Source organism: Longibaculum muris (genome assembly GCF_004343035.1).
Classification (GTDB): Bacteria; Bacillota_I; Bacilli_A; order Erysipelotrichales; family Coprobacillaceae; genus Longibaculum; species Longibaculum muris.
This window is the reverse complement of sequence record NZ_SMCQ01000001.1, coordinates 245,671-269,209: the sequence shown is the minus strand read 5'-3', so window position 1 is coordinate 269,209 and position 23,539 is coordinate 245,671. Positions and strand designations below refer to the sequence as shown.

General features: G+C 30.9%; 23 protein-coding genes. 4 read left to right on the top strand and 19 right to left on the bottom strand.

What is annotated here, in order from left to right; genetic code table 11:
* Positions 1-7 precede the first annotated feature (7 nt).
* The 7 genes from EDD60_RS01260 to EDD60_RS01230 form a co-directional block, all read right to left on the bottom strand.
* Entirely contained in the window at positions 8-1,558 is a 1,551-nt protein-coding gene (locus EDD60_RS01260) for a MutH/Sau3AI family endonuclease (protein WP_066451399.1), read from the bottom strand.
* Positions 1,559-1,586: 28 nt separating this feature from the next.
* On the bottom strand, positions 1,587-2,804 hold the full coding sequence (gene dcm / locus EDD60_RS01255; RefSeq protein WP_066451403.1) for a DNA (cytosine-5-)-methyltransferase: 1,218 nt from the start codon (positions 2,802-2,804) through the stop codon (positions 1,587-1,589).
* A gap of 119 nt (positions 2,805-2,923) precedes the next feature.
* A complete protein-coding gene (locus EDD60_RS01250) occupies positions 2,924-3,127 on the bottom strand; it encodes a helix-turn-helix domain-containing protein (protein WP_066451500.1) in 204 nt (67 codons plus the stop codon).
* A gap of 129 nt (positions 3,128-3,256) precedes the next feature.
* Positions 3,257-3,607: a hypothetical protein gene (locus EDD60_RS01245; RefSeq protein ID WP_066451406.1), complete on the bottom strand. Its 351-nt coding sequence runs from the start codon at positions 3,605-3,607 to the stop codon at positions 3,257-3,259.
* 52 nt (positions 3,608-3,659) lie between these two features.
* Positions 3,660-3,779: a TnpV protein gene (locus EDD60_RS01240; protein WP_082787490.1), complete on the bottom strand. Its 120-nt coding sequence runs from the start codon at positions 3,777-3,779 to the stop codon at positions 3,660-3,662.
* Between the two features lie 400 nt (positions 3,780-4,179).
* Entirely contained in the window at positions 4,180-5,724 is a 1,545-nt protein-coding gene (gene guaA, locus EDD60_RS01235) for a glutamine-hydrolyzing GMP synthase (RefSeq protein ID WP_066451444.1), read from the bottom strand.
* 12 nt (positions 5,725-5,736) lie between these two features.
* On the bottom strand, positions 5,737-7,014 hold the full coding sequence (locus EDD60_RS01230; RefSeq protein WP_066451451.1) for an adenylosuccinate synthase: 1,278 nt from the start codon (positions 7,012-7,014) through the stop codon (positions 5,737-5,739).
* Positions 7,015-7,149: 135 nt separating this feature from the next.
* Here EDD60_RS01230 and EDD60_RS01225 point away from each other — a divergent pair, with 135 nt between their 5' ends.
* The gene (locus tag EDD60_RS01225; protein WP_066451454.1) at positions 7,150-8,019 is read left to right on the top strand and encodes a LysR family transcriptional regulator; all 870 of its coding nucleotides are present in this window, start codon (positions 7,150-7,152) and stop codon (positions 8,017-8,019) included.
* A gap of 381 nt (positions 8,020-8,400) precedes the next feature.
* On the opposite strand, the gene EDD60_RS01220 is transcribed toward EDD60_RS01225, so the two are convergent.
* From EDD60_RS01220 to EDD60_RS01190, 7 genes are all read right to left on the bottom strand, one after another.
* On the bottom strand, positions 8,401-8,607 hold the full coding sequence (locus EDD60_RS01220; RefSeq protein ID WP_066451456.1) for a hypothetical protein: 207 nt from the start codon (positions 8,605-8,607) through the stop codon (positions 8,401-8,403).
* Positions 8,608-8,685: 78 nt separating this feature from the next.
* Positions 8,686-9,759, bottom strand: coding sequence for a molybdopterin-binding protein (locus EDD60_RS01215; RefSeq protein ID WP_066451458.1), 1,074 nt, complete (start codon positions 9,757-9,759; stop codon positions 8,686-8,688).
* Positions 9,760-9,834: 75 nt separating this feature from the next.
* A complete protein-coding gene (locus tag EDD60_RS01210; protein WP_132226124.1) occupies positions 9,835-10,674 on the bottom strand; it encodes a DUF368 domain-containing protein in 840 nt (279 codons plus the stop codon).
* A 66-nt stretch (positions 10,675-10,740) separates the two neighbouring features.
* Complete coding sequence (locus EDD60_RS01205) at positions 10,741-11,172, bottom strand: MG284/MPN403 family protein (RefSeq protein ID WP_066451463.1); 432 nt, start codon at positions 11,170-11,172, stop codon at positions 10,741-10,743.
* 51 nt (positions 11,173-11,223) lie between these two features.
* Positions 11,224-11,961 carry a tyrosine-protein phosphatase gene (locus tag EDD60_RS01200; protein WP_066451466.1) on the bottom strand — a complete coding sequence of 246 codons (738 nt, stop codon included), beginning with the start codon at positions 11,959-11,961 and terminating at the stop codon, positions 11,224-11,226.
* 10 nt (positions 11,962-11,971) lie between these two features.
* Positions 11,972-12,613, bottom strand: a complete 642-nt coding sequence (locus EDD60_RS01195; protein ID WP_066451469.1) for a TIGR04100 family radical SAM protein — start codon at positions 12,611-12,613, stop codon at positions 11,972-11,974.
* Positions 12,610-13,449 carry a pyridoxamine kinase gene (locus tag EDD60_RS01190; protein ID WP_066451472.1) on the bottom strand — a complete coding sequence of 280 codons (840 nt, stop codon included), beginning with the start codon at positions 13,447-13,449 and terminating at the stop codon, positions 12,610-12,612. The genes EDD60_RS01195 and EDD60_RS01190 overlap by 4 nt, the downstream gene beginning before the upstream one ends.
* Before the next feature lie 85 nt (positions 13,450-13,534).
* On the opposite strand from EDD60_RS01190, the gene EDD60_RS01185 reads away from it, so the two are divergent.
* Positions 13,535-14,155 (top strand): pentapeptide repeat-containing protein, encoded by a 621-nt coding sequence (locus EDD60_RS01185; RefSeq protein WP_066451473.1) that lies wholly within the window; start codon positions 13,535-13,537, stop codon positions 14,153-14,155.
* Positions 14,156-14,208: 53 nt separating this feature from the next.
* On the opposite strand, the gene proS is transcribed toward EDD60_RS01185, so the two are convergent.
* The 4 genes from proS to EDD60_RS01165 all read right to left on the bottom strand — a co-directional run bounded on the left by proS (position 14,209) and on the right by EDD60_RS01165 (position 20,347).
* Entirely contained in the window at positions 14,209-15,648 is a 1,440-nt protein-coding gene (proS, locus tag EDD60_RS01180) for a proline--tRNA ligase (protein WP_132226123.1), read from the bottom strand.
* Between the two features lie 95 nt (positions 15,649-15,743).
* On the bottom strand, positions 15,744-18,818 hold the full coding sequence (locus tag EDD60_RS01175; RefSeq protein ID WP_066451476.1) for an AAA family ATPase: 3,075 nt from the start codon (positions 18,816-18,818) through the stop codon (positions 15,744-15,746).
* Complete coding sequence (locus EDD60_RS01170) at positions 18,805-19,932, bottom strand: exonuclease SbcCD subunit D (protein ID WP_066451478.1); 1,128 nt, start codon at positions 19,930-19,932, stop codon at positions 18,805-18,807. The genes EDD60_RS01175 and EDD60_RS01170 overlap by 14 nt, the downstream gene beginning before the upstream one ends.
* A 19-nt stretch (positions 19,933-19,951) precedes the next feature.
* A complete protein-coding gene (locus tag EDD60_RS01165) occupies positions 19,952-20,347 on the bottom strand; it encodes a GNAT family N-acetyltransferase (protein ID WP_066451480.1) in 396 nt (131 codons plus the stop codon).
* A 252-nt stretch (positions 20,348-20,599) separates the two neighbouring features.
* Here EDD60_RS01165 and EDD60_RS01160 point away from each other — a divergent pair, with 252 nt between their 5' ends.
* Positions 20,600-21,925 (top strand): hemolysin family protein, encoded by a 1,326-nt coding sequence (locus EDD60_RS01160; RefSeq protein ID WP_066451483.1) that lies wholly within the window; start codon positions 20,600-20,602, stop codon positions 21,923-21,925.
* A gap of 19 nt (positions 21,926-21,944) precedes the next feature.
* Here EDD60_RS01160 and EDD60_RS01155 read toward each other — a convergent pair whose 3' ends face one another.
* Complete coding sequence (locus EDD60_RS01155) at positions 21,945-22,376, bottom strand: hypothetical protein (protein WP_066451487.1); 432 nt, start codon at positions 22,374-22,376, stop codon at positions 21,945-21,947.
* Between the two features lie 181 nt (positions 22,377-22,557).
* Here EDD60_RS01155 and EDD60_RS01150 point away from each other — a divergent pair, with 181 nt between their 5' ends.
* The gene (locus EDD60_RS01150) at positions 22,558-23,268 is read left to right on the top strand and encodes a LytR/AlgR family response regulator transcription factor (RefSeq protein WP_132226122.1); all 711 of its coding nucleotides are present in this window, start codon (positions 22,558-22,560) and stop codon (positions 23,266-23,268) included.
* The last annotated feature ends 271 nt before the right edge of the window (positions 23,269-23,539 follow it).

The following is a 23,539-nucleotide window of genomic DNA, read 5'->3' as shown; positions in this document are numbered from 1 at the left end:
ATTATTTCTAATCTAATTTATTGAGTTCTTTCACAATTGAAGTTCCTTTAATCCATACATACTGAGGCAACATTTTAATTCCATTGACGCATTCTGTTTTACAGGAAGAATCTTTTCCTGACCCCCTAAGAAAAACATCATTATCTTTGCTTTTAATAAAATTTGGCACAGAACTGATTTCACCATTCTTATTTATTATAACGGATCCATCTTTTCTTCTCTGCACAACATCAATTAAAGTTTTAGTCAGAATCTTAGTACGAGTATCCTCCCATACTTTTCTTACTTTTACATCAATAAATTTATCGCTAAACACAAGTCTCTTAAACCCAATAAATCTGTTATCACCTAACTTATGAGTAATATTAACAAACATTCCTGATGAATCCTCAATAACCTTAGGTTTAGGTTCTTCAAATATAATACATAAAAATTCATGATCTGCAAAATAAGTATATAAATCAGAATCTTCAAATTGATATTTTCTACATTCAAGATCATCACTCACTTCTAATCGTGTAACTTCATTAAAATCAATTTTAAACAATTTCATATCTTCAGTGCGGCCACCTTTAGCAGTGGTAACTACTGTTTTTCCTATTAAACCAAACTTCTCAAATAAACTAATTTGATTCAATTTTTCAGATTTTCCACCAAACATTGCAACTATTATTTGTTCAGTAACAGATTTATTCTCTTTATCTCGAATATGTGGTATTCCAAATTCTTGAGCTAACGATGAAATTGTTCTCCCTTTATATTTTGAAGTTAATTCTTGGCATTTTTTATCAATATCTGATATTGTTGTGTAATTACCAGGTATTTGCTCAAGGTTATAACCAAAATGATTTGCAATGATAGTTGTAACCAAAGGTTTTTTTAATCTGAACCTAGGTGGAAACTTCGGAGCTAAATTTATATAACTTAATACTTTTCTTAATTGCCCATGAACATTAATATATTCCTCTTTAACAGCTGCTTTCCATTCCCTATTTCTGATTCCTGGATAATGACTTGTAATCTCTGCGCATAGGTTTCGAACAGCTTCCCAATCATTTTTCAATACTTCTATATCATCTTCCGAAAATTTATGAAATTCATATCCAACAAGAGGAAAATTTTTGTATTCAAATGGTGTAACAGCATGGTCTGACGCATAATGATAATAAACAATCAGCATATTTTCTAACTTTTCCCAAAAGTGGGAAGAATAAAACTCTTGTTCTGAAATATCATAGACCCCAACTGCGGTAATTGACATCGGCTCTTTTGCAACATAATGTCTTTTTGGCTCTGTTTCAATCAGCATTCCTGTGGTTTTTAACTCAGTCTTTATTGATTCACTACCATCTATAATTATAAGATCCGCCTCTTGTTTAGTATCTGCGTCATAACCAAATATACATTGCTCTACAACCGCGCCTGCAATACCTTTTTGTAAATTAAAGTCTTGTACATGCTTAAACATTCCTTTATTATCAATATCCTCAAATTTCTTACCTTTATAATGTTCAAGCCGCTGTATAACATCCTTTTTTTCAAAAATATGATTAGGCACAATTATCACCATCCTTTATGATATAATACTATTTTTCATTTACTATAATACCATCTAAAACTTTTGCCATTCTTGTTATCATTGGTACTACTAAAGCATTCCCCATGCAAAAAAATCTCATCCTATTTGGCATTCCACTATTAGTCCAATCGTCATCGAAACCTTGTAAACGTTCTGCTTCGATTGGAGTCAATGTTCTCAATCCTCCTGTTCCAGGATCTGAAACAACATGCGTACTTCTATTCAAAGTAGATTCGCTTGTAAGCATGGTTCTACCTGGTTTATCCCATGAATCTGGAAAAGCAATAGGCCCCTCTGAAAAGACATACTCATGTCCAGTCTTTGATATACGATTTATTTTTTTCGCACCTTTCAAATATGTCCATTTGCTCATTTTTTCGTTTGTTATATAAAAACTTTCGTCAACATTAGACTGTAAGATATCTCCCAATAATATAGGTGTCTCCATTACTGGAACGACATTATTTGTATATATTTTTCCGTTTCTCATCAATCCAGCTGATTTAAAATCAAATGAAAATTTATCTGTCATTTCTAATAAATCATTCATCAAAGTTCCTTCAAAACAATTCTCTACTTGTTCAATCGGAAATGATTTCGCCATGAATCCATCTGAATTGATCAGTGATAATTCGTCCATTTCTTTTACTGAGTCAGCATAAACCGTATCATTTCTATATGCAAAAATAAATACTCTTCTTCTGCGTTGTGCCGCACCATATTCAGCGGCATTGATTACTCTCCACTCAGCAGAATATCCTAAGGCATTCAAACAACTTAAGATGATACCAAAATCTCTCCCACGTTGCTTTGCTGGAGATTTTAATAATCTATCAACATTTTCAAAAATACAAAATGCTGGTCTCTTTGCTTCGATGGTATCTCTAATTTGCCACCATAGAACTCCTTTTTTTCCTTCGATACCTTTTGAGCTAGATAACGATTGAGCTACTGAATAATCTTGGCAAGGAAATCCCCCAACCAAAAGGGTATGATCTGGAATAGCGTTTTTATCTACAGTAGAAATATCTTCACAAGTATGAAATTCTCCATTTATATCTGGTGAATCTCCAAAATGTTGCACATAGCACTGATTTGCCCATTGTGTTCTCGCCCCTGGTTCCCATTGTGAAAACCATGTAGTTTCCCATCCAGAATCGGCTCTTTCAAAACCTAATCTAAATCCTCCTACACCGGCAAATAATTCACATATTGTTTTGTTCATAAAGTCCTCCTAGTTTACACTTCTCACTTATTTTTTTGGAATCTAAGCTTTGCCTTGAACACTATCAAACGATAGATCATGATTCCACACCGAAATGAGCCTCAGCTCAAAAAAGAAAATCAATCAATAACTTCTATAATTTCATCCAAACTATTACAACCTAAAAACTTATAAATCTTTAATAAATTTTCCATCGAAATAGTCTCATTTTTTGATAATTTTGCTAAAGTCCCAGGAGAAATTCCCGCTTCTTTTGCAAATTCTGTCTTTTTCAAACCTTTATCAATTAATTTTTTGAATAAATTATTATAACTAACTTGCATATTGATTTTCCTTTCAACAATAAAAATTATATCAATTATCATCTTATAATTGAATAGTTTTTTCATATAATTGGATTTTTTATTTGTTAAATTGAAAAAGCCTCTTGAATAGAGGCTAACATTTATTCATCAACGTTGATACTGTTCGAGTTCAGCTACGTATGTTATTTCATTTAACACCATGCAACGAAGTTTTTTATTGATTTCACTAAATAACATAGATTTTTGTTTCTTATTTAGCTTTGAATAAGTTTCAACAATATCCTTATCATGAATCAATATCATTTGTGCCTGTACAATAAATAAATCTAATGACATCTTAGCTACGTTAGTGATATCTTCTTCCAATAGCCCTTCCTTGATTAGATAATTTAGATAGTCTTTCTTATTGTTTTCTAATATGAACTTTCTTTTTTCGATAAAGAAATCAATAAGATCATCCTTTAGATATTTTTCTTTAAATTCTTCATATAAAGTCATAATTATTTCTCCTTTTATCTTCTAATAAAAATCTTGCTGATATTATTTTGATTTACATAGCCATGATTACATTGATCAACATTTCTTCTACCATGACTCTTATATTATTCATTTCTTGAACCCATTTCATTTGATCTTGTTCTTTTAATTCTTCTGTTATATTTCTTGACATAGTACCACTTCTTCGCTACTACGACCTCTGCTGACTTCTCATGATTCGTTGTTACTAGGATTTCTCCATCATGAGACCTCCCGGGATAAGGTCATATCTCTTTCCTCCCATATATCCGCCACATTTACATATACTAGTTTTATTCCGCAACCTCTTATGACTTCGTGTTATTTAGCACACTCGTCCCCATTATACGCCTGATGTGATTCGTGTTCCTCGGACCAGGATTTTGCCTCCATATTCTTTCAGATTCCACCTCACGATAGACACCCTTGATATTGGCTAGTGGTTGGCAGTTGCGACATCACCCCCACAATGGACTTTCACCACCTAGATATATGCCATGCCCGGCATACTAAAAAAAAAGCCTTTATTTAAAGGCTTTTTTACATTCTATTTACTATTCAAATTCTATTGTCCCTGGTGGTTTAGACGTAATATCATAGAATACCCTATTCACACCACGAACCTCATTAATAATACGAGACATCACCTTATTTAAAACTTCATAAGGAATCTCTGCAGACTCAGCTGTCATAAAATCAATTGTATTCACTGCACGTAAAACAACTGCATAATCATAGGTTCTCTCATCACCCATAACACCAACAGAACGCATATTTGTAAGTGCTGCAAAATATTGTCCAATTGAGCGATCAAGTCCAGCCTTAGCAATTTCTTCTCTATAGATGAAATCAGCATCTTGAACAATCTTTACTTTTTCTTCAGTCACTTCACCAATAATACGAATACCAAGTCCTGGTCCTGGGAAAGGTTGTCTAAAGACTAAATATTCAGGAATACCTAATTCCAACCCAACCTTACGAACTTCATCCTTGAATAAATCTCTTAATGGTTCAATAATTTCTTTGAAATCAACACAATCAGGTAATCCACCCACATTATGATGTGACTTAATCACTGCAGATTCGCCACCCAAGCCACTTTCAACAACATCAGGATAAATTGTTCCTTGAACTAAGAAATCGACTGCACCAATCTTCTTTGCTTCTTCTTCAAAGACACGAATAAATTCTTCACCAATAATCTTTCTTTTGGCTTCTGGTTCTTCAACACCTTTTAACTTTTCATAATATCTTTGTTGCGCATTCACACGAATGAAATTCAAATCATAGTTACCCTCAGGTCCAAAAACAGCTTCAACTTCATCACCTTCGTTTTTACGAAGTAAACCATGATCAACAAAGACACAAGTCAATTGATTCCCAATCGCTTTAGAAAGAAGAACAGCGGCTACAGAGGAATCAACTCCCCCAGATAAAGCACATAAGACTTTTCCTGTCCCAACTTTTTCTCTAATTGCTTGAATTTGTTCTTCAACAAACGAATCCATACGCCAATCTCTAGAACACTTACAAACATTCAATACAAAGTTTGATAACATCTTTGTTCCTTCTTCAGTATGTAAGACTTCAGGATGGAATTGAATCGCATATAAGTTCTTTTCTACATTTTCACAAGCTGCCACAGGACAATCAGGTGTTGTTGCAGTAATCTTAAATCCTGGTGCTGTTTGAGAAATATAATCAAAATGACTCATCCAACAAATACTCTTTGTTGCAACATTTTTAAATAAAACAGAATCATTATCAACTGTTAATTCTGATTTTCCATATTCTCTTACACTTGCACGTTCGACTTTCCCACCTAATAAATGTTGCATCAATTGTGCCCCATAACATAATCCTAAAACAGGAATTCCTAATTCAAACAATTCTTTTGAATAAGTTGCACTATTTTCTTCATAACAACTACTAGGTCCACCAGTTAAAATAATTCCCTTAGGATTCATAGCTTTGATTTTTTCAATATCAATCTTATAAGAATAAATCTCACAATAAACATTGCATTCACGCACACGACGAGCAATCAACTGATTGTATTGCCCACCAAAGTCTAAAACAATGACTAATTCTCTTTTCACTCATTTCCCTCCTTAAAATTCAATATCTTTTAAAACAACCGTTTGACTACGATCAGGTCCTACTGAAAACATCACAACAGGACAATGAATTAATTCTTCAATACGACGAATATAATTTTGACAATTGACTGGCAATTCTTCAAAAGATTTCACATCTGTAATATCTTCTTGCCAACCAGGCATTTCTTCATAAACAGGTTCAACCTCTTCAATTCCTTTAACAGTTGATGGTAAACCATGAATAATCTCACCTTTATACTTATAAGCAGTACAGATTTTAATCGTATCAAGTCCACTCAAAACATCCAACAACATTAAAGCAATTCCTGTTAAACTTGATATTCTACGTGATTGATTAACCACCACAGCGTCAAACCACCCTGTTCTTCTTGGACGTTTTGTAACAGTTCCATATTCATGACCACGTTCACGAATAAAATCACCAATTTCATCATTTAATTCTGTTGGAAATGGTCCAGCGCCTACACGTGTTGTATATGACTTGATAATTCCAATGGCTTCTTTAATATATAAAGGTCCAATTCCTGCGCCTTCACACACACCATTTGCTCCTGGATGAGAACTTGTGACATAAGGATAAGTTCCATAATCAATATCAAGCATTGCGCCTTGAGCCCCTTCAAATAAAACCTTACGATTTTCTTGTAAATACTGATCAAGTAAAATTCCTGTATCACATACCAATGGCTTTATTATTTTAGCATATTCTTTATATTCTTCAAAGAGGCTTTCAACACTAAATTGTTCAGCTAATTCAGGATATTCCATAACTTTCATCGGGAAAACTTCTTTTAATCTTTCTAAAAACAAATCTTCATCAATAAATTCACCCATACGAATACCAATACGGCTATACTTATCAACATAAGTTGGACCAATCCCACGCTTTGTTGTTCCAATACTATGAGCACCTTTACGTTCTTCTTGGATGTTATCAATCGCAATATGATAAGGCAAAATCACATGACAACGATCACTGATACGAATCTTACTTGTATCAATTCCTGCATCATTTAAATATTTTACTTCTTCTAAAAATGCTTTAGGATTTACAACCATACCATTACCCATAATCACTTCATGTCCACTAAAAATTCCTGAAGGAATCAATTTCAAAGCAAACTTTTTCCCATCATAAACAATTGTATGTCCAGCGTTATTTCCCCCAGCATAACGTACCACAACATCGGCTTTTTGTGCTAAATAATCAGTGACTTTTCCTTTCCCTTCGTCACCCCACATACTTCCAACTACAACAACTCCTGCCATTTCTATCTTCCTTTCTATCATCACTATCTTACGATATTTGATTTCTTTTGTTGACCTTTCAACACCTGTATTATATGATATTTTTATCTATTAGTAAAATTAATAATTATAAAATATGATATAAGGAGAACTAATATGAATATTAAACTTGAACAATATAAAATTTTTAATGAAGCTGCTTCAACTTTATCCTTTTCTCTAGCCGCAAGAAATCTTTTTATTTCTCAATCAGCTGTTTCACAAGCCATCCATACTTTAGAAAAAGAGTTAAACACACAACTTTTTATTCGACAATCTAAAGGTGTTGTTTTAACCAAAGAAGGAGAAATGCTTTATACCAAAATCTCTCAAGCTCTTTCTTTAATCACAAGTGCTGAAAATCAAATCGGTCATTTACATGATTTAACCAAAGGGGAATTAACAATCGGTGCTGGAGATACCCTAAGTGAGAATTATATTATGCCCTATCTTGTTAAGTTCAATCAACTCTATCCTCAAGTTACAATTAAAATGGTTAACCGTACCAGTTTAGAAATCATTGATTTATTAAAAAATGGTCAAATTGAAATTGGTTTTGTAAACATGCCATTACATGATGAAGCGATAACCATTCAAGAATGTCTACAAGTCCATGATATTTTTGTTTCCAAAAATTCTGAAGAAAAAGTGTATTCTTTACAAGAACTTTCACATGAATCACTTATTCTATTAGAAAGGTCATCAAATTCAAGACAATATGTTGATTATCATTTTGCTAGTCAGGGACTTCTATTAACATCTTCAATTGAACTTGGTTCCCATGATTTGTTATTGGAGGCAGCGAAAAATAATCTTGGTAAAGCTTGTGTAATCAAAGAGTTCTCATTAGAAGAATTAAATAATCAAGATATTTATGAAATTAAGATCAATCCACCTATTCCTAAAAGAAGCATTGGTTATGCTCATCTTACTCGAAAAACATTAACCCCTGCTGCTTTAAAATTCATTGAATTGTTTCACATATAAGAAAAGAGCGATACCCCTATTTATCGCTCTTTTCTTATATGAATGATCGATAGCGCTGCTGTTCACTACCTCTGTTAGACTGCTGCCTCTAACAGTGATTACTCTTTTTGAGTAAAACTCATATGAATACTTTTATTTGCTGATTTGTATGTCGAGGAATATTATATTGACATACATGTGTTATCCCTTAGGACACTTCCTATTATATTGAAAGTTTCTATTTTCGCAAGAAAAAAGTTAAAATTTACCTGTTTTTATCAATGTTTTTTGTTATTTTTAAGGTTGTAAACTCTTACATTTTGAAAAGATAGGATTAGTTTTTAAAAATACCATATTTTTACAACATAAACGATAAAAAATGACGCCATCCAATGATGACGTCTATACAGCATAAACTTTACAATTTTCACAAAACATTTGTAAAGGATCTTGTTTTAAAGCTCTCATTAAATCAAACTGAGAATTTCCCTCATGTAGAGTCACAATAGTTCCTTGCTCATCTTTCTCTACATTAGCGATTAATGAATCAAGACTAGACAATAAATCCTTCACCAATTCATAGCGACAATTTTCAATCTTATATTTCATCCATATCCTCCGCTCTATATTAAATTTTACAGTGATATTATATACAGAAAATTGAAAATTACAATTTTTTTATGCATTTCACATTAAATTTTGACATTTTTCTTTCTTGAAGTTCTTTATATATCGATAAAGCTGAGCAATAAAGCGTGATTCAACCTTTGCATAAGAATATTCAGCTTTTACAAATGTTGGAACTTCAAATGTATAATCATTGAAATGAACAATAACAATCTCTCCTAAATCAACTTGTTTTGTCTCAATAACAATCTCAATTTCAGGATAATTTGATAAATATGGTTTTAAAAAGTCATCTTGTAAACGAAAATCATTTTTATAAACTATAGAAATAGGAACCATATTTTTTAACAAAGCCTCTTTTAAATCTTTTTCAAAAATAATATAAGAATGTATTCTTTCCTCAATCTGTTTCTTTGTTGATATCATTAATGTATCTGCTTCCTTTTGAGAAGATGCTTTTACTGCCAGTCTCACTCTTACGGTTTCTTCACCAGCATATAAAGCAATTGATACTTGTTTTTGCGCATTAATTAAATCACTTAAAACCTCAGCAAGTTTACTTTCACCAATAAACATCGTTAAATATTCATATGTATAAATTGTATCTTGTTTGTATTTTAAAAGATAAGGAACTAAAGAATGCTCCACAACATATTTTAATTCTTTAGGTGGCCCTGGTAAATTAATAATCATCTTTTCATCTTTACTCATGACACATCCATTTGCTGTTCCCATATCATTTTCTAAAATATATGCATCTTTTGGATAATAAGCTTGTTTAAAATTATTTTGTGGGATGTCTTTTACCCCAGTACAATAACGACATTTTAAATCAACTTTTTTAGCTTCTTCCTCATGATAAACCATCTCTAAGCCAAGATATTGTGCCGATAATTCTTTGGTTAAATCATCAGTCGTTGGTCCAAGTCCACCAGTTGTCATGACACAATCTGCCCCACGTTCAAAGGCTAACTTTAAACATTCATAAAGACGTTTAGGGTTATCACCAACAACACTTTGATAATATACATCAAAACCTAAATCACGACAAACTTTTTGCAAAAGTGTTGCATTGGTATTCACAATTTCTCCTAATAATAATTCTGTTCCGACATTAATAATTTCTACGTTCATAAAATACCTCCTATACCCTATCCTTATTATAGCCCAAAACAAATCAAACATTAACAAAAAAGCAGCCCTCGCTGCTTATTGTAATTTCCCTAATCCTAAAACAATGACACCACCAAAAATAAGCGCAAGTAATGAACTCACTACAACCATCACATCATAGCTTGCATCAAAAGGAATCAAAACAAGTGATGAAGCAATAATCAATCCAAGAATAAAACTTAAAAATCCAGCTTTATATCTTTTAATAAAGAAACCACAGACTTTTGCACTTAAAATAATTCCAAGAATAACGCCAATTCCAATAAAACATAATGGAATCAACACATCAAGTTGAAAAGATGTTACATTTGCTAAATAAGATTTAAATAAATAGTATTCACCAATAATCAATAAAACCATTGATCCACTAACACCAGGCATTAACATTGTTGCTCCTCCAATGATTCCAACAAGAATCATTTTCAAACATAATATTAATGTAACAGTTGGAAATGATGGATTTACTTCCACACTTCCTTCACCTGGATTTAAAAACTCTAAACCAAAAATAATGGCTAAACCACAAACTAATGGAAGGATTTTAATTTTTTCACCCTTCATTTCACCTTTTAAAAATAATGGAATACTAAAAGCAATTAACCCAATAAACCAATACATTGTTTGTGTTGGATAATGATTAAATAGAAATTCTAAAATCTTAGCAAAACCGATTAATCCAACGGCTGCTCCAATCAAAACTTGTAACAAAAATAATATATCTTCTTTACGGTGATCATTGTCTTTTTGGAAAACCCCAGAAATAGCTTCCATCATACGATTAAAGATTCCTAGGATAACCATCATTGTACCCCCACTAACACCAGGAATAACATTGGCAATTCCCACAGCAATTCCACCAATTAAATTCTTTATCATGAATAACATTCTCCTTTTATTGACTTAATTGGTATTATACATAATTTTGCTACGCTTGGCAATATCTCATAACATTAACTTGATTAAATCATTTTCACTAAAAAAAGTATACGCACACTCTATTATTTCATCTAAAGCACGATGTTTCAAACGATAATAAGTTGCTCGGGAAAAATAAGGCACCCACCATGATGAATCATAAAAATTTAAATATTCGTTTTCAATAAAACGATATGTTTCTTGAGAAAGATGGGTATGTATTTGATTGACAATTCCTACAAAATCTTCTAACTGTTGTTTTCTTTGAAGCTGATCAACAAATTGAGCATCTGCCTTTTGATAATGAGCATTGGATTCCTTCACTTTGAACACATCAACCTGTGGATAGTAATTATAATGCTGATTCAAATAAAGAATATCCAATTGTGCTCTTTGATATCGTTTGTAAATGCCTCGTACAATAAAATCTTTTTCTTTCAATGTAAATTTTTCTTTCATAAAAAATACCTCCTACTTATATATACGCGTGTAAGAGGCGATTTTTCTTTTTTAAATTGTAAAATTTTCAATTAATTGATCTATTTCATCAATTTTAAGCCCAATTTCAACTAAATACTCTTTTGCACTGCCATAATGCTCTCTTAAATAATCCAAAAGTTCCATCATATAACGTGGTGAAGATTTTAAATATTGTTTTGCTTCTTCATCTTTCATCATCTCAGATAAATTTTCATTAATCTCAATATTATTCTCATAAGATTCACTATAATCCTTAACAATATCATATTCATGACAACCAATTAAATCTAATAATAAAGCTGATGTTACACCTGTACGATCTTTACCAGCCGAACAATGGAACATAATTCCTTCATAAGGATACTTAACGAAAATATCAAATAACTCCTTAAATTTATCCTTCATACCTTCTAACATATAAATATAAACGCCACCCAAATCTTTATACATCTTGACTTCATCAGGAACGATTGTTGCTGTGGATGAATCAAAAAGATTCACTTCATAAAAATCAATATCCGGATCATCTTTAAAAGGATTTTTTTGACATTCTTTTTCAAAATCACTTCTTAAATCAATAACGACCTTTACGCCATAGGCTTTTAAATCCGCAATATCTTTTTTGGTTGCATATGTTGGAGCAGAAGCACGGATATACTTATGCGCTTTGCTGTACTTTCCACCTTGTGTTTCATAACCGCCTAAATCTCTTGTATTCACCATTTTTTCTAAAGAAATCTGACGTTCTTCTCTTGTCATATATAACATAATCTTCCTCCTATTCTTCAAATGGACGCACTCTTAATGTCACGTTTAAATCATCACAAATTTTTTGACATCTTTTTATTTTATCTTCCCCTATAATATCAACAACACTTAAAATAACATGGGGAACGTAGGCTTTACATTTTTTAGCAAAATCGAGCATTGCCTGAAATGATTCAATTCCAAAACGGCTTCTTGTCAATTCATAATATTCCTTTTCATCAGGAGCATTTAAACTAATGGAAACAATATCAATCCGACCTTTAAATTGAGGGGTTACATCCCGCTGATGAATTAAATTAGCTAAACCATTGGTATTGATACGAATTGGTAAATCTCGACGATATAACTTTAAAAGACCTGCAATTTGAATCACTTCATCCACTCTTTCTAATGGTTCACCAAACCCACAAAAAACAACCTCACTAAAATCATCTAAATCATATTTTTGAAATTCTTTCATAATTTCATCAACAGTCGGTTCTTCTTTTAACCAAAGTGTGTGTGATTCACTCATCACCTTTGTCTGACGTAAACAAAACGTACATGCACAAGGACAACGGTTTGTTAAATTCACATACACATGAGCATCTTCTAAAGAATCTAAACTTGCTAAATCTACAAACTGATTATCTTTCAATGTATATAAAATCATTTTCTATCTTCTCCTAACTCATATAAATATTGTTCAAATGCTAAACCATAATGACGTGGAACATTGGTTTCTTCACAATAGGCAATACACTTAGAAGCAAAAGATGTTGCTTTTTGAACACTTTCATAAAAACTATGTCCGTTTAAATAATGACCAGCAATAACTGCTGAAATAACATCTCCTGTCCCACATCGATCTTGACCGATTCGATCGACCATCACAATTTGATAATCCTCTCCTTGATTATAAATAAAATTTAAGATTTGCTTGTCATTAAATGGAATACCTGTTACAACGATATGACGAGGTCCTTGATGAGAAAGCAATGCACACATTGCATTTAACTCATCAAAACTTGGTAATTTTTCTGGATAAGGCTGATCAACTAAAGTCACGAGTTCAGTTAAATTCGGTGTCATTAAATCTGCGTATTGAACGAGCTCCTTCATTTTTGCACACATTTCAGGAGTATATGTTGAATACAATTTCCCATGATCACCCATGACTGGGTCAACCAAAACAAAAGAAGAAGCATTTTTAAACCTTTTTATAAAGTCAATCACAATATCAACCTGTTCTTTTGAGCCTAAAAATCCTGTTGCAATTGCATCAAATTCTATGTTTAAATCTTTGTATGTTTGAATATAATCAGACATTTTACTTGTATAATCATCAAAATAAAAAACTGGAAATTGAGTATGTGCAGAAAGAATCGCAGTAGGAATTGTAATTGCCTGTATTTTCATTGCCGAAATAATCGGTGCCATAACAGCAATAGCACACCTTCCAAATCCGGTTATGTCGTTAATTAATGCAATTCTTTTTTGTCTTTCCATATTGTCACCTCATTTTTATATATTCTATCATAAATATGGTTAAAAGAAAATTGATTTATGTTATGATAGTCAATGGGGTGATTTGATGCAAAAACCAAATTTAGACTATTTAGAAAAAACAACATTATCCAAAGACCTAGACCATGAGGAAATCAATAATGCCCATTATCAAATGGATGTCTTGTTTGATCAACATTGCCATGGTATTGAATTTAAACATTGTCTTTTTGAAAATGTTAGTATGCAAGATGTTCAATTTGAAGATAGTTATTTTATTGATGTTATTTTTAAAGATTGTGATTTTTCCAATATAAAATTGTTATCGAGTTTATTTCGTCGTGTTCAATTTATTAATTGTAAGCTTTTAGGCACTGATTTTTCTGAATCTTTGTTTGATCAAGTTTTATTGAAAGATTGTTTATGCAGATTTGCAAACTTTACCTTTATGAAAAATAAAGAAGTTCATTTTGAACATTGTGATTTATATCAAGCAAGTATTATTGAAACCAATTTAAAGAAAACAACATTTCATGAATGTAATCTTCAACAATGTGAAATTCAGCATGCCTCACTTTATCAGATTGATTTATCTAGCTGTGATTTGACAAATCTTATAACGACTGTAGAAGATATTCAGGGTGCAATTATTGATAGTTTCCAAGCTGCTTCACTGATTCATTTATTAAAAGTCAAAATCAAGCAGTGACTCCTTTTTTAAAGGAGTTTTTTTGTAAAAAAATATACGTCATATGACGTATATTAATAAGCTCTTGCAAAATAAACAATATGTTTTGCTTTTTTACCACAAATTGGACAAACTCCTTCAACTGTTGCTTCAGTATCAATACAACGAGAAGTAGCAGCAGTTTCTTCTTTAATCTTTACTTCACATGCTTCATCACCACACCATGGTAACTTCACATATCCACCTTTTGTATTTAAGATTTCTTTAAATTCTTCAAATGTCGTAGCATTTGTAATGTGATCATTTCTAAAAGCTAATGCTTTTTGATACATTTCTTCATGAATATCGTCTAATAATTGAGCAATTGTTTCAGGTAACTTTTCATCTAATGGTAAAGTGATTTTTTCACCATTGACTCTTTTTGCGACAACACATTGACCATTTTGTAAATCTCTTGGTCCAACTTCTAAACGAAGTGGAATTCCACGCATTTCTGCTTCTGAGAATTTCCATCCTGGTGATTTATCACTTGCATCAACTTTGACTCTGATACCACTCGCTTTTAATTGTTGTTCAATTTCATGAGCTTTATCTAGAATACCTTCTTTTTGTTGTTGGATTGGAATAATCATCACTTGTGTTGGTGCAACTCTAGGAGGCAATACTAAACCATTGTCATCACCATGAACCATAATAATTGCACCTAATAAACGAGTTGAGACACCCCATGATGTTTGATAAACATATTTTTGTTTATTATCCTTATCTAAGAATTGAATACCAAATGCTTTAGCAAAACCATCACCAAAATAATGTGAAGTTCCTGATTGTAAGGCTTTCCCATCATGCATTAAAGCTTCAATTGTATATGTTTCCTCAGCTCCAGCAAACTTTTCTCTTTCTGTTTTTCTTCCGGTAACCATTGGAATTGCTAATAAATCTTTAGCCGTATTTTCATAAATACCTAACATACGCATTGTTTCTTCTCTTGCTTCTTCTTTTGTTGCATGAATTGTATGACCTTCTTGCCATAAGAATTCTGAACCTCTTAAAAATGGTCTTGTCGTTTTTTCCCAACGAACTACACTACACCATTGATTGTATAATTTTGGTAAATCTCTATAAGAATTCACGATTTTTGCATAATGTTCACAAAATAATGTTTCAGAAGTTGGACGAATAATTAAATTTTCTTCCAAATTATCTAATCCACCTCTTGTAACAACAGCACATTCAGGTGCAAATCCTTCAACATGATCTGCTTCTTTTTGAAGTAATGATTCAGGGATTAACAGCGGCATATAAACATTTTCATGTCCTGTTTCTTTAAATTTCTTATCCATGTATGCTTGAATCATTTCCCATAAAGCATACCCATAAGGTCGATAAATAATAAATCCTTTGACACTTGAATAATCCATTAACTCTGCTTTTCTACAAACATCTGTATACCATTGAGCAAAGTCTTCATCTCTTGATGTAATTGCATCATTTTTGACTTTATTGTTCGCCATTATATATACCCCTTTTCTTCATATTTACCATATTATTATACAAGATTTATCATAAATTGCAATTATGAATATTGAATTTTAAACGACTTCACTAGCTATTCTTTTTCAATATGCAAAATACTTCCCTGTACACCTTTTTCAACCACAATTTGAGTTGAAATTCTTTCTTTCAACTCATCAACATGAGAAATAATTCCAATCACTTTATTATCATTTTTTAAATCTAATAAAACTGACAAGGCCTGGTCAATAGATTCACTATCCAATGTGCCAAATCCTTCATCAATAAATAAAGTATTCAATTCAATACCACCAGCATAACTTTGAATCATTGAAGATAATCCTAAAGCCAAAGATAATGCTGCCTTAAAAGATTCACCCCCAGATAAAGATTGAATATCACGCATAATACCAGTCTCATAATCCAAGACACTTAAATCTAGCCCCTGTTGTTTAGCCCCTTTAACCGCTTGTTTTCGATATAAAGCAAAACGTCCATTACTCATTTTCAATAATTCAATATTTGCATATTCTAAAATATGTTCAAAATAAGCTGATAGAACATAACGCTCAAAAGACATACGTTGTGGATTTTTCCCTGACGTTATATCAGATAAATCTTGATACATAGTATATTTTTCAAAGATATCTTGATTTTTGGTATAGTCTTTTTGTAATGCTTTAAGAATTTCTTGATTTTTTGTATATGTATGTAATTTCTGATTATAAGTCTGAAAATGACAATCTCGTTTTTCTTCCAATTCTTTTAAACGTACTTCTTCCTGACTTAAATCCACCATCTCTTGACCTTGCGTAAGTGTTTCTAAAGTTTTGAGACGTGTTAATAATGTTTTTTGTTCAACAAGATAATTTTGATAGATGTTTTCTTTTTCTGATTTTTGTTCTAACATCTGTTGATAATCATGAAATTCTTGTATGTCATTAAATGATGAAGAAATAAAATTGAGATATTGTTTTTCTAATTGTTGATAGTCAGTTTGTAATTGAATCGCTTGTTGAGCTAGAGTTTCTTTTTGTTGAGTAAAAACTGAAATATCTTTTTGACACTGATAATATTGTTCTTCAATATTATGGATATGTTGATTGAGTAATTCCAATTGATCTTGTTGAGATGTTAAAACTTTTTGATAATCTTGAGAATCAATCTGTTCATACTGTGATATTAATTCTTGTATTTGAGTTTGATAAATAGATGCTTGTTTTTCTTGGGAATATAATAATTCTTGGAATTGATCTAACTCTTGTTTTTGTTTATCACATACAATTTGATCTTGTTCTAGTGATTTTTGAATTCTTTTTAAATATGCTACTTCTGTATAATACTTCTGATATGTCTTTTCTTGATCTTCAACAATATGAATAATATCTGAAAGCAATCGAATAAAGACTTCTTTAGATAATTCTTCTTCAATATTTAACTGTTTTTTTAAAACATCAATCTTTGCCTTCATTTGGTGAATACGCTCATTTTGGCTCAAGACTTCTTGATAAGCATCTTCTTTGATAGCTTTTTTCTTTTCTACCTCTTGATTTAATTCTTCTAATTCATTAGATGTCAAAACCTTAAAAGTCAAGGTTGCTAGATGTGGATGGGATAATGATCCACAAACCGGACAAGGTTGATTATCTTCAAGAGTAGATGCCAAAATTCCTGCTTGTTGTCTTTTAAAGTTTTCATCTTCTTTTTGATAACGTAAAAAAACATCTTGATAAATAGCATCTTTTTTCTTATATTCATTTGATAATTCATAATGTTGATCTTGAAGTTTTGTAAAATCATCATAAAATTCACTTAGTTCATGAATAGAAACCCGTTTTTGATTGACTTCTTTAACCAATTGTTCTTTTTGTTGGAGTTCTAATTGTAAATTGGGAAGATGATTGACATTTTCTTGATCTCTTTCCATACGTTTGATAAATTTTTGATGTGTTGATAAGAGTTCATTATATTTTTGTTGGGTCTGTTGATAGGTACGATGAAGTTTTTGCGAACTTAACTTAAGCTTTTGATATTCTTTTTGTTTTAAAGAAGCTTGTTTGCTTTTTTCCATTTCAACCATTAAAGCATCTTTTTCTTGTTGAATTACAGAAAGATTTGTATATTTTTTTTGGATATCTTTAAAGAGAGTTGTACATTGTTGTAATTGTAAGGTAATGTTTTCACTTTGTTTTTGATTATTTTGTAATTGAAGTTGAGTCTGCTGATATTGATAAATAAGTGATTGATTTTTTTCAATAATATTTAGTTTATCAATATCTTTTTTGATTTGTTCCATCTTCGCTTGTTGATTTGATAATGTTTGATAAGCCTGTTGCACTTGATGATATTCTTGTAAATCTTGATTATGTTTTTGTTTTTGATAATAGGCTTGTGATAATTGTTCATATTGGTCTTTATGCTTTTGATATTGTTTTTGATATTCTTGTACCAATGCATAGAGTTTATCATTTTCCTGTATTGCATCATCAATATAACTAGGATGAAAGCCATCTTGATGAATTTGTTGAAATTCTTTAGAAAAATCAAGTAATTGAAAACGTGATAATAATTGTCCACTTGATAACTGATACTTTTCTTTATATTTACGTGTTTCTTCTTTTAAAATATTTTCAAAACTCACTAATGGGTCACTATGAAAAATATGTCTTAAGACACGTTCTCTTTCTTCACTATTAGCATAAATGAGTTTCGTAAATTCTCCTTGAGCAATCATGACAATTTGTTTAAATTGATGAACATCAACGCCTAATAGCTCATTGATCTTGTTATTGACTTCCTTTACACCTTCAATCATAACATCATCATATTGAAGATAAGCATTTGCCATCTTTGGTGTTTTATAACCTGGACGCATATATGTTGGTGAACGTTTGACAGTATAGATTTTTTGATGAAGTTCAAAAGTCATTTCAACATAGGTTTCTTCTTTTGCCTCAGCAAAATCACTACGAAAATAAGATTGATTACGATAAGTACCACTTGCAACACCATATAATGCAAATGTCATAGCATCAAATATTGTTGTTTTTCCTGCTCCTGTTGGACCACTGATAAGATAAAGACCATGATCAATCAGTTCATCGAAATGAATTGTTGTTAAATCTTTATAAGTCATAAAAGCATTCATGGTTAAACTAAGAATTCTCATGTTCTTCACCTACTTTTTCTAATAATTCTTTGACAACTTTAAATTGTTGTGGAGATAATTCTATGTTTTTCATTTCTTTATAAAATTGTTGAAATAATGTGGGAGTATCTGTCTGTTCGAGGGTTTGTATGGATTGAACTTGATGATTGGTCTGTTCTTTTAATAAGTAAGAATACGTTATTTGTAATAAGTTTGGATATAGGACTCTCAATTGATCGATTGCATGAGGAATTAACGTTTCATCTTTTAACTCAAATGCTAAGAAATCATTTTTTTGTTTGATAAAATGAGGATCCATTAATTCGACAAATGTTGCTGTGTATTTTTCTAATGTTTGATTAGGATGTAGTGTATGTAATGTTATTGACATATCATCAGTATCAACAATAACAATAGATTTATTTTGCTTCACTTCATCAAATGAATAACGCATTAAAGAGCCACTATAACGCATAGTTTCTCTTGTAACTGCCTGTGGAGCATGTAAATGACCTAAAGCTACATAATCAAAGTCTTGAAATAAAGATGCATCAACAATTTCACTTCCCCCAACACTGATTGGCATTTCAGATTCACTTGTTAAACTATTGTGCCCAACAAATTGGTGTGTAATTAAAATATTCTTATAATGAGAATCTAATTTTTGATGTGACATATAGGCTTTCAAAGCACTTTGATAATCATGAATTTGTTCATCATGATATAAAGCTTTAACTTGTGATGGTTTCACAAATGGCAATAAATAAAATCTGACATCTTCTTTTTCAACATAATTTAAATGTTGTGATAAATAAGTTTCTATATGCAATCCTCTTTTTGATAAGATAGAGCTTGCAAAATGAATACGATCACTACTATCATGATTACCACTAATCATTAAAACTTCAATATGATAATCAAGCAAGGCTTTGCTTAAAAATTCATCTAGTAAATTGACCGCTTCTTGACTAGGAATAAAACGATCATAAATATCTCCAGCAATCAATAGAATTCTAATATCCTCTTGATTCATGTATTCTAATAATTCAAAAAGCAATTCTCTTTGAATATCTAATAATGAATATTGATGAATAACTTTCCCTAAATGTAAATCGGCAATATGTACAAACTTCATGTGTTTCCTCCTTGTTCTATTATTTTTTGAAAATAAATATCATTTTTTCTGTATCTTCAGATGCAAAATCTTTTTTTAAATGTGCAGGTATTGTTTTTGTTTCAATATACTGACAGCCTAATCTTTGAATTGTTTTTAAAGACGCATAGTTATCAGGATTACATGTTATGAGAAGATGATCAAAATCAAGCATTTCTCTTAAAAGCAGACAAGCTTGATAAGCATAATGATGCCCTTGATATTCTTCATAAACACTATATCCAATATGTCCAGCAAAATAAACTTCCTCATCACGTCCTTCTCTTAAGACCAATCTTCCAACTTCAACATTATCTACAATCATGCAATAAATAGAATAGGGTTGAAATCCTTTAGGTAAATTTTCATGAACATATTCTTCTAATATCAATTCCATCTTCTCACATCTCCTACTTTCATATTTCTATTTTAGCATAATCAAATCCATATTGACAGTTTTAAAGAATATGATAAAATAGAGACATAAAAGGGAGTAGTTAGCATCTATTTAGATGTTATATAATCGTCACCACGCTTTTATAGCCGGTTTATATATGAAATAACGAGACTTTTATTACTTTTGTGATATGAGTCTTTTTTTGTATCACAAAAACGGTTAGAGGACACAAAAAAAGAGGAGTGTGATGATATGGACTCTATACCCTCGCAATTATTATTGCAAGTTATTTTAATTTTAGTGAATGCATTCTTTGCGGCTAGTGAGATTGCTGTTTTATCTCTCAATGTAACACAATTAGAAAAGCAAGCAGACAAAGGTGAAAAAACTGCACAACGTCTTTTACGTTTAACAAAAGAACCTTCGGGATTTTTATCTACGATTCAAATAGGCATTACTTTAGCCGGATTTTTAGGTAGTGCCTTTGCAGCAGATAACTTTTCTAAATATTTAACCAATTGGATTTATTATGATTTAGGATTAACTGCTTTATCAATCAATGTTTTAGATACGATTTCAGTTATTATTATTACTTTGATTTTGTCTTATTTTACCTTGGTTTTTGGTGAGCTGGTTCCTAAAAGAATTGCGATGCAAAAACCATATGAAGTTTCAAAACTTTCTTGTGGTGTTGTTCTTGGAGTAGCAAAGGTTGTGAAACCTATTGTTTCATTTCTTTCATTATCTACGAATGCAATTTTAAAATTACTTCATCTTAAAACTGAAGCGAATGAAGAATCCGTTACTGAGGAAGATATTTTAACAATGATTGAATTAGGTGAAAAACGTGGTATTTTAGATGAAGATGAAAGTGAATGGTTACAAAATATATTTGATTTTGATGATACTTGTATCCGTGAAATTATGACACATAGTGTTGATGTTATGACTTTATCAATAGAAGCAAATGATGATGAGATCATTCAAATCATCAAAGAAACTGGTTTATCAAGATATCCAGTTTATGAAAATGATGAAGATAACATTATTGGTATTTTACATGTAAGAGATTATCTGTTAAATTTACAAACAAAAGAAAAAACTCTTAAAGAGCTTTTAACTTCACCTTATTTTGTTCCTGAAACAATTAGTGCAGATGATTTATTTGCTGATATGCAAGATAAAAATGTTCATTTTTCAATTGCGATTGATGAATTTGGTAAAATGAGCGGAATCATTACATTAGAGGATCTTGTTGAAGAAATATTTGGGAATATTTATGATGAACATGATATGCATGAACAATCTCTTATTCAACAAATAAATAATTGTCAATGGAAAGTGAAAGGTCATATTCTTATAGATGATTTAGTAGAAGAACTGGGTATTAACATTTCATTTAATGATGATTATGATACTTTAGGTGGATTTTTATATAGTTATTTGCGTACTATCCCTCAAGATGGTACGACCAAAACACTTGTTGTTGATGAATGGAGTTTTCAAATCACCAAGATTCAAAACAAACGTATTCAAGAAGTTATTATTACTAAAAAAGAAAGCAAGTCCCTTCGATAGTGAGGGGGCTTGCTATTTTTTAGCGTAGATTATCTGCGCTAAATTTTAAGTTAACATCACATGTGTTGCTTGGTTCTAAGCTATGAGATCCTACTGCAGTGAAATATACAGTTCCTTTTGAACAACTATGTTCTTCAGATAATACTGTTTTTCCTTCAGGAATACCAATCATATTAGATCTAGCCGTTTTTCCACTTGTAATGATTTCAGCAAAATTTCCTAAAGCTGCATCTCCATGTGTTTTATGAAATGTAGCAAAATATCCAGTTGTTGCTTTCTTGCTTCCATAGTATGTATCAAAACTGTGATATCCCCACGCTGGAATATCTTTATGTGTCACAGTTTGATACTGTGTACCAGGCACATAAACATAGGCAGAGACGCTAGCAAGACTTCCACATAAAATCATTAAACTCATTCCTAAAGCAACCATTTTCTTCTTTGTTTTCATATCATTACACCCCCTTCCCAATATAAAAATAATTGAAAATTAAGCATTTTTGTGTCGAAAAGGTGAAAAGTGCATGCATTTGGGATAAAAATGCACACACAAATGGTAAAATTTGTTATACAATAGAGTTACTCGCGATTTCTATAATTACGAATAAAAATTAATATGGGAGGTTGATATTATGAAAATTGCGGTTTGTGACGATGAAGAATACTACGTCAACAACATTTTAGAAAGAATAAGAAATTTTGGAGTAGAGGATATCCAACCAAATAAATTTGATGGTTTTACTGATCCTGAAGAATTTATGGAAAGCTTTAAATTTGTAAGATATGATTTAGTTTATCTAGATATTGAATTTAAAGAAAAGAACGGTATCGAAATGGCATATCAAATTAAAGATATTATGCCTGAATGTATTATTGTTTTTGTAAGTGGATATAGTGATTATATTCCTGAATCCTATTGGGTTGGTGCTGCTCAATTTATTACTAAGCCAATCAAAGATAGTTTATTTGAAAAAGAATTAAGACGTTCTGTTGATAGATATACGCAATTAAATCGTTGTGTAGTCTTTAATACAAGTGGAGGAACAAAGTATATTAAAACAGATGATATTGTTTATATTGAAACAAGTTATGATACTTATAAACTGTTTACGCCTAGAACACAATATTTTGGTAATAGTAAATCAATAAAACAAACTAAAAAGGATTTATTGAATTATAATTTTTACCAACTTAATAGAAGTATTATCATTAACTTTAAGCATGTTGATACATTTACTTATGAAGATATCACAATGACAAATAAGCATGAATTACATATTACTAAGAAAAAGAGAAAAGATTTCAAGGTAAAATATCGTGAATTTATCAATAAGGAGCTTTAAGAATGGATTCGATTATTAATTTTATAATTAATTGTATTTTATCAGTCATAGACTTATATCTGATTAATTTTCTTATAATTAACATCAGTCATAAAAAAAATAAAGATGAAAAATATTTAAAAATAAATCCAATAAATTGCCTATGTCTAGTAATTCTAATATTTATAAATATTGTATCACCTGGTTTCTTTTATACAATTTTAATTACCTTTCTAATACTGATTGTCCAATTAAAAACATATCACTTAAATTTTAAAACGAATTTTAAAGC

Bases quoted from the DNA above. Each gene is read 5' to 3' on its own strand.
- dcm (WP_066451403.1), bottom strand. From the start codon at position 2,804: ATGAACAAAACAATATGTGAATTATTTGCCGGTGTAGGAGGATTTAGA.
- EDD60_RS01250 (WP_066451500.1), bottom strand. From the start codon at position 3,127: ATGCAAGTTAGTTATAATAATTTATTCAAAAAATTAATTGATAAAGGT.
- EDD60_RS01245 (WP_066451406.1), bottom strand. From the start codon at position 3,607: ATGACTTTATATGAAGAATTTAAAGAAAAATATCTAAAGGATGATCTT.
- EDD60_RS01240 (WP_082787490.1), bottom strand. From the start codon at position 3,779: ATGTCAAGAAATATAACAGAAGAATTAAAAGAACAAGATCAAATGAAA.
- EDD60_RS01230 (WP_066451451.1), bottom strand. From the start codon at position 7,014: ATGGCAGGAGTTGTTGTAGTTGGAAGTATGTGGGGTGACGAAGGGAAA.
- EDD60_RS01225 (WP_066451454.1), top strand. From the start codon at position 7,150: ATGAATATTAAACTTGAACAATATAAAATTTTTAATGAAGCTGCTTCA.
- EDD60_RS01220 (WP_066451456.1), bottom strand. From the start codon at position 8,607: ATGAAATATAAGATTGAAAATTGTCGCTATGAATTGGTGAAGGATTTA.
- EDD60_RS01215 (WP_066451458.1), bottom strand. From the start codon at position 9,759: ATGAACGTAGAAATTATTAATGTCGGAACAGAATTATTATTAGGAGAA.
- EDD60_RS01210 (WP_132226124.1), bottom strand. From the start codon at position 10,674: ATGATAAAGAATTTAATTGGTGGAATTGCTGTGGGAATTGCCAATGTT.
- EDD60_RS01205 (WP_066451463.1), bottom strand. From the start codon at position 11,172: ATGAAAGAAAAATTTACATTGAAAGAAAAAGATTTTATTGTACGAGGC.
- EDD60_RS01200 (WP_066451466.1), bottom strand. From the start codon at position 11,961: ATGTTATATATGACAAGAGAAGAACGTCAGATTTCTTTAGAAAAAATG.
- EDD60_RS01195 (WP_066451469.1), bottom strand. From the start codon at position 12,613: ATGATTTTATATACATTGAAAGATAATCAGTTTGTAGATTTAGCAAGT.
- EDD60_RS01190 (WP_066451472.1), bottom strand. From the start codon at position 13,449: ATGGAAAGACAAAAAAGAATTGCATTAATTAACGACATAACCGGATTT.
- EDD60_RS01185 (WP_066451473.1), top strand. From the start codon at position 13,535: ATGCAAAAACCAAATTTAGACTATTTAGAAAAAACAACATTATCCAAA.
- proS (WP_132226123.1), bottom strand. From the start codon at position 15,648: ATGGCGAACAATAAAGTCAAAAATGATGCAATTACATCAAGAGATGAA.
- EDD60_RS01175 (WP_066451476.1), bottom strand. From the start codon at position 18,818: ATGAGAATTCTTAGTTTAACCATGAATGCTTTTATGACTTATAAAGAT.
- EDD60_RS01170 (WP_066451478.1), bottom strand. From the start codon at position 19,932: ATGAAGTTTGTACATATTGCCGATTTACATTTAGGGAAAGTTATTCAT.
- EDD60_RS01165 (WP_066451480.1), bottom strand. From the start codon at position 20,347: ATGGAATTGATATTAGAAGAATATGTTCATGAAAATTTACCTAAAGGA.
- EDD60_RS01160 (WP_066451483.1), top strand. From the start codon at position 20,600: ATGGACTCTATACCCTCGCAATTATTATTGCAAGTTATTTTAATTTTA.
- EDD60_RS01155 (WP_066451487.1), bottom strand. From the start codon at position 22,376: ATGAAAACAAAGAAGAAAATGGTTGCTTTAGGAATGAGTTTAATGATT.
- EDD60_RS01150 (WP_132226122.1), top strand. From the start codon at position 22,558: ATGAAAATTGCGGTTTGTGACGATGAAGAATACTACGTCAACAACATT.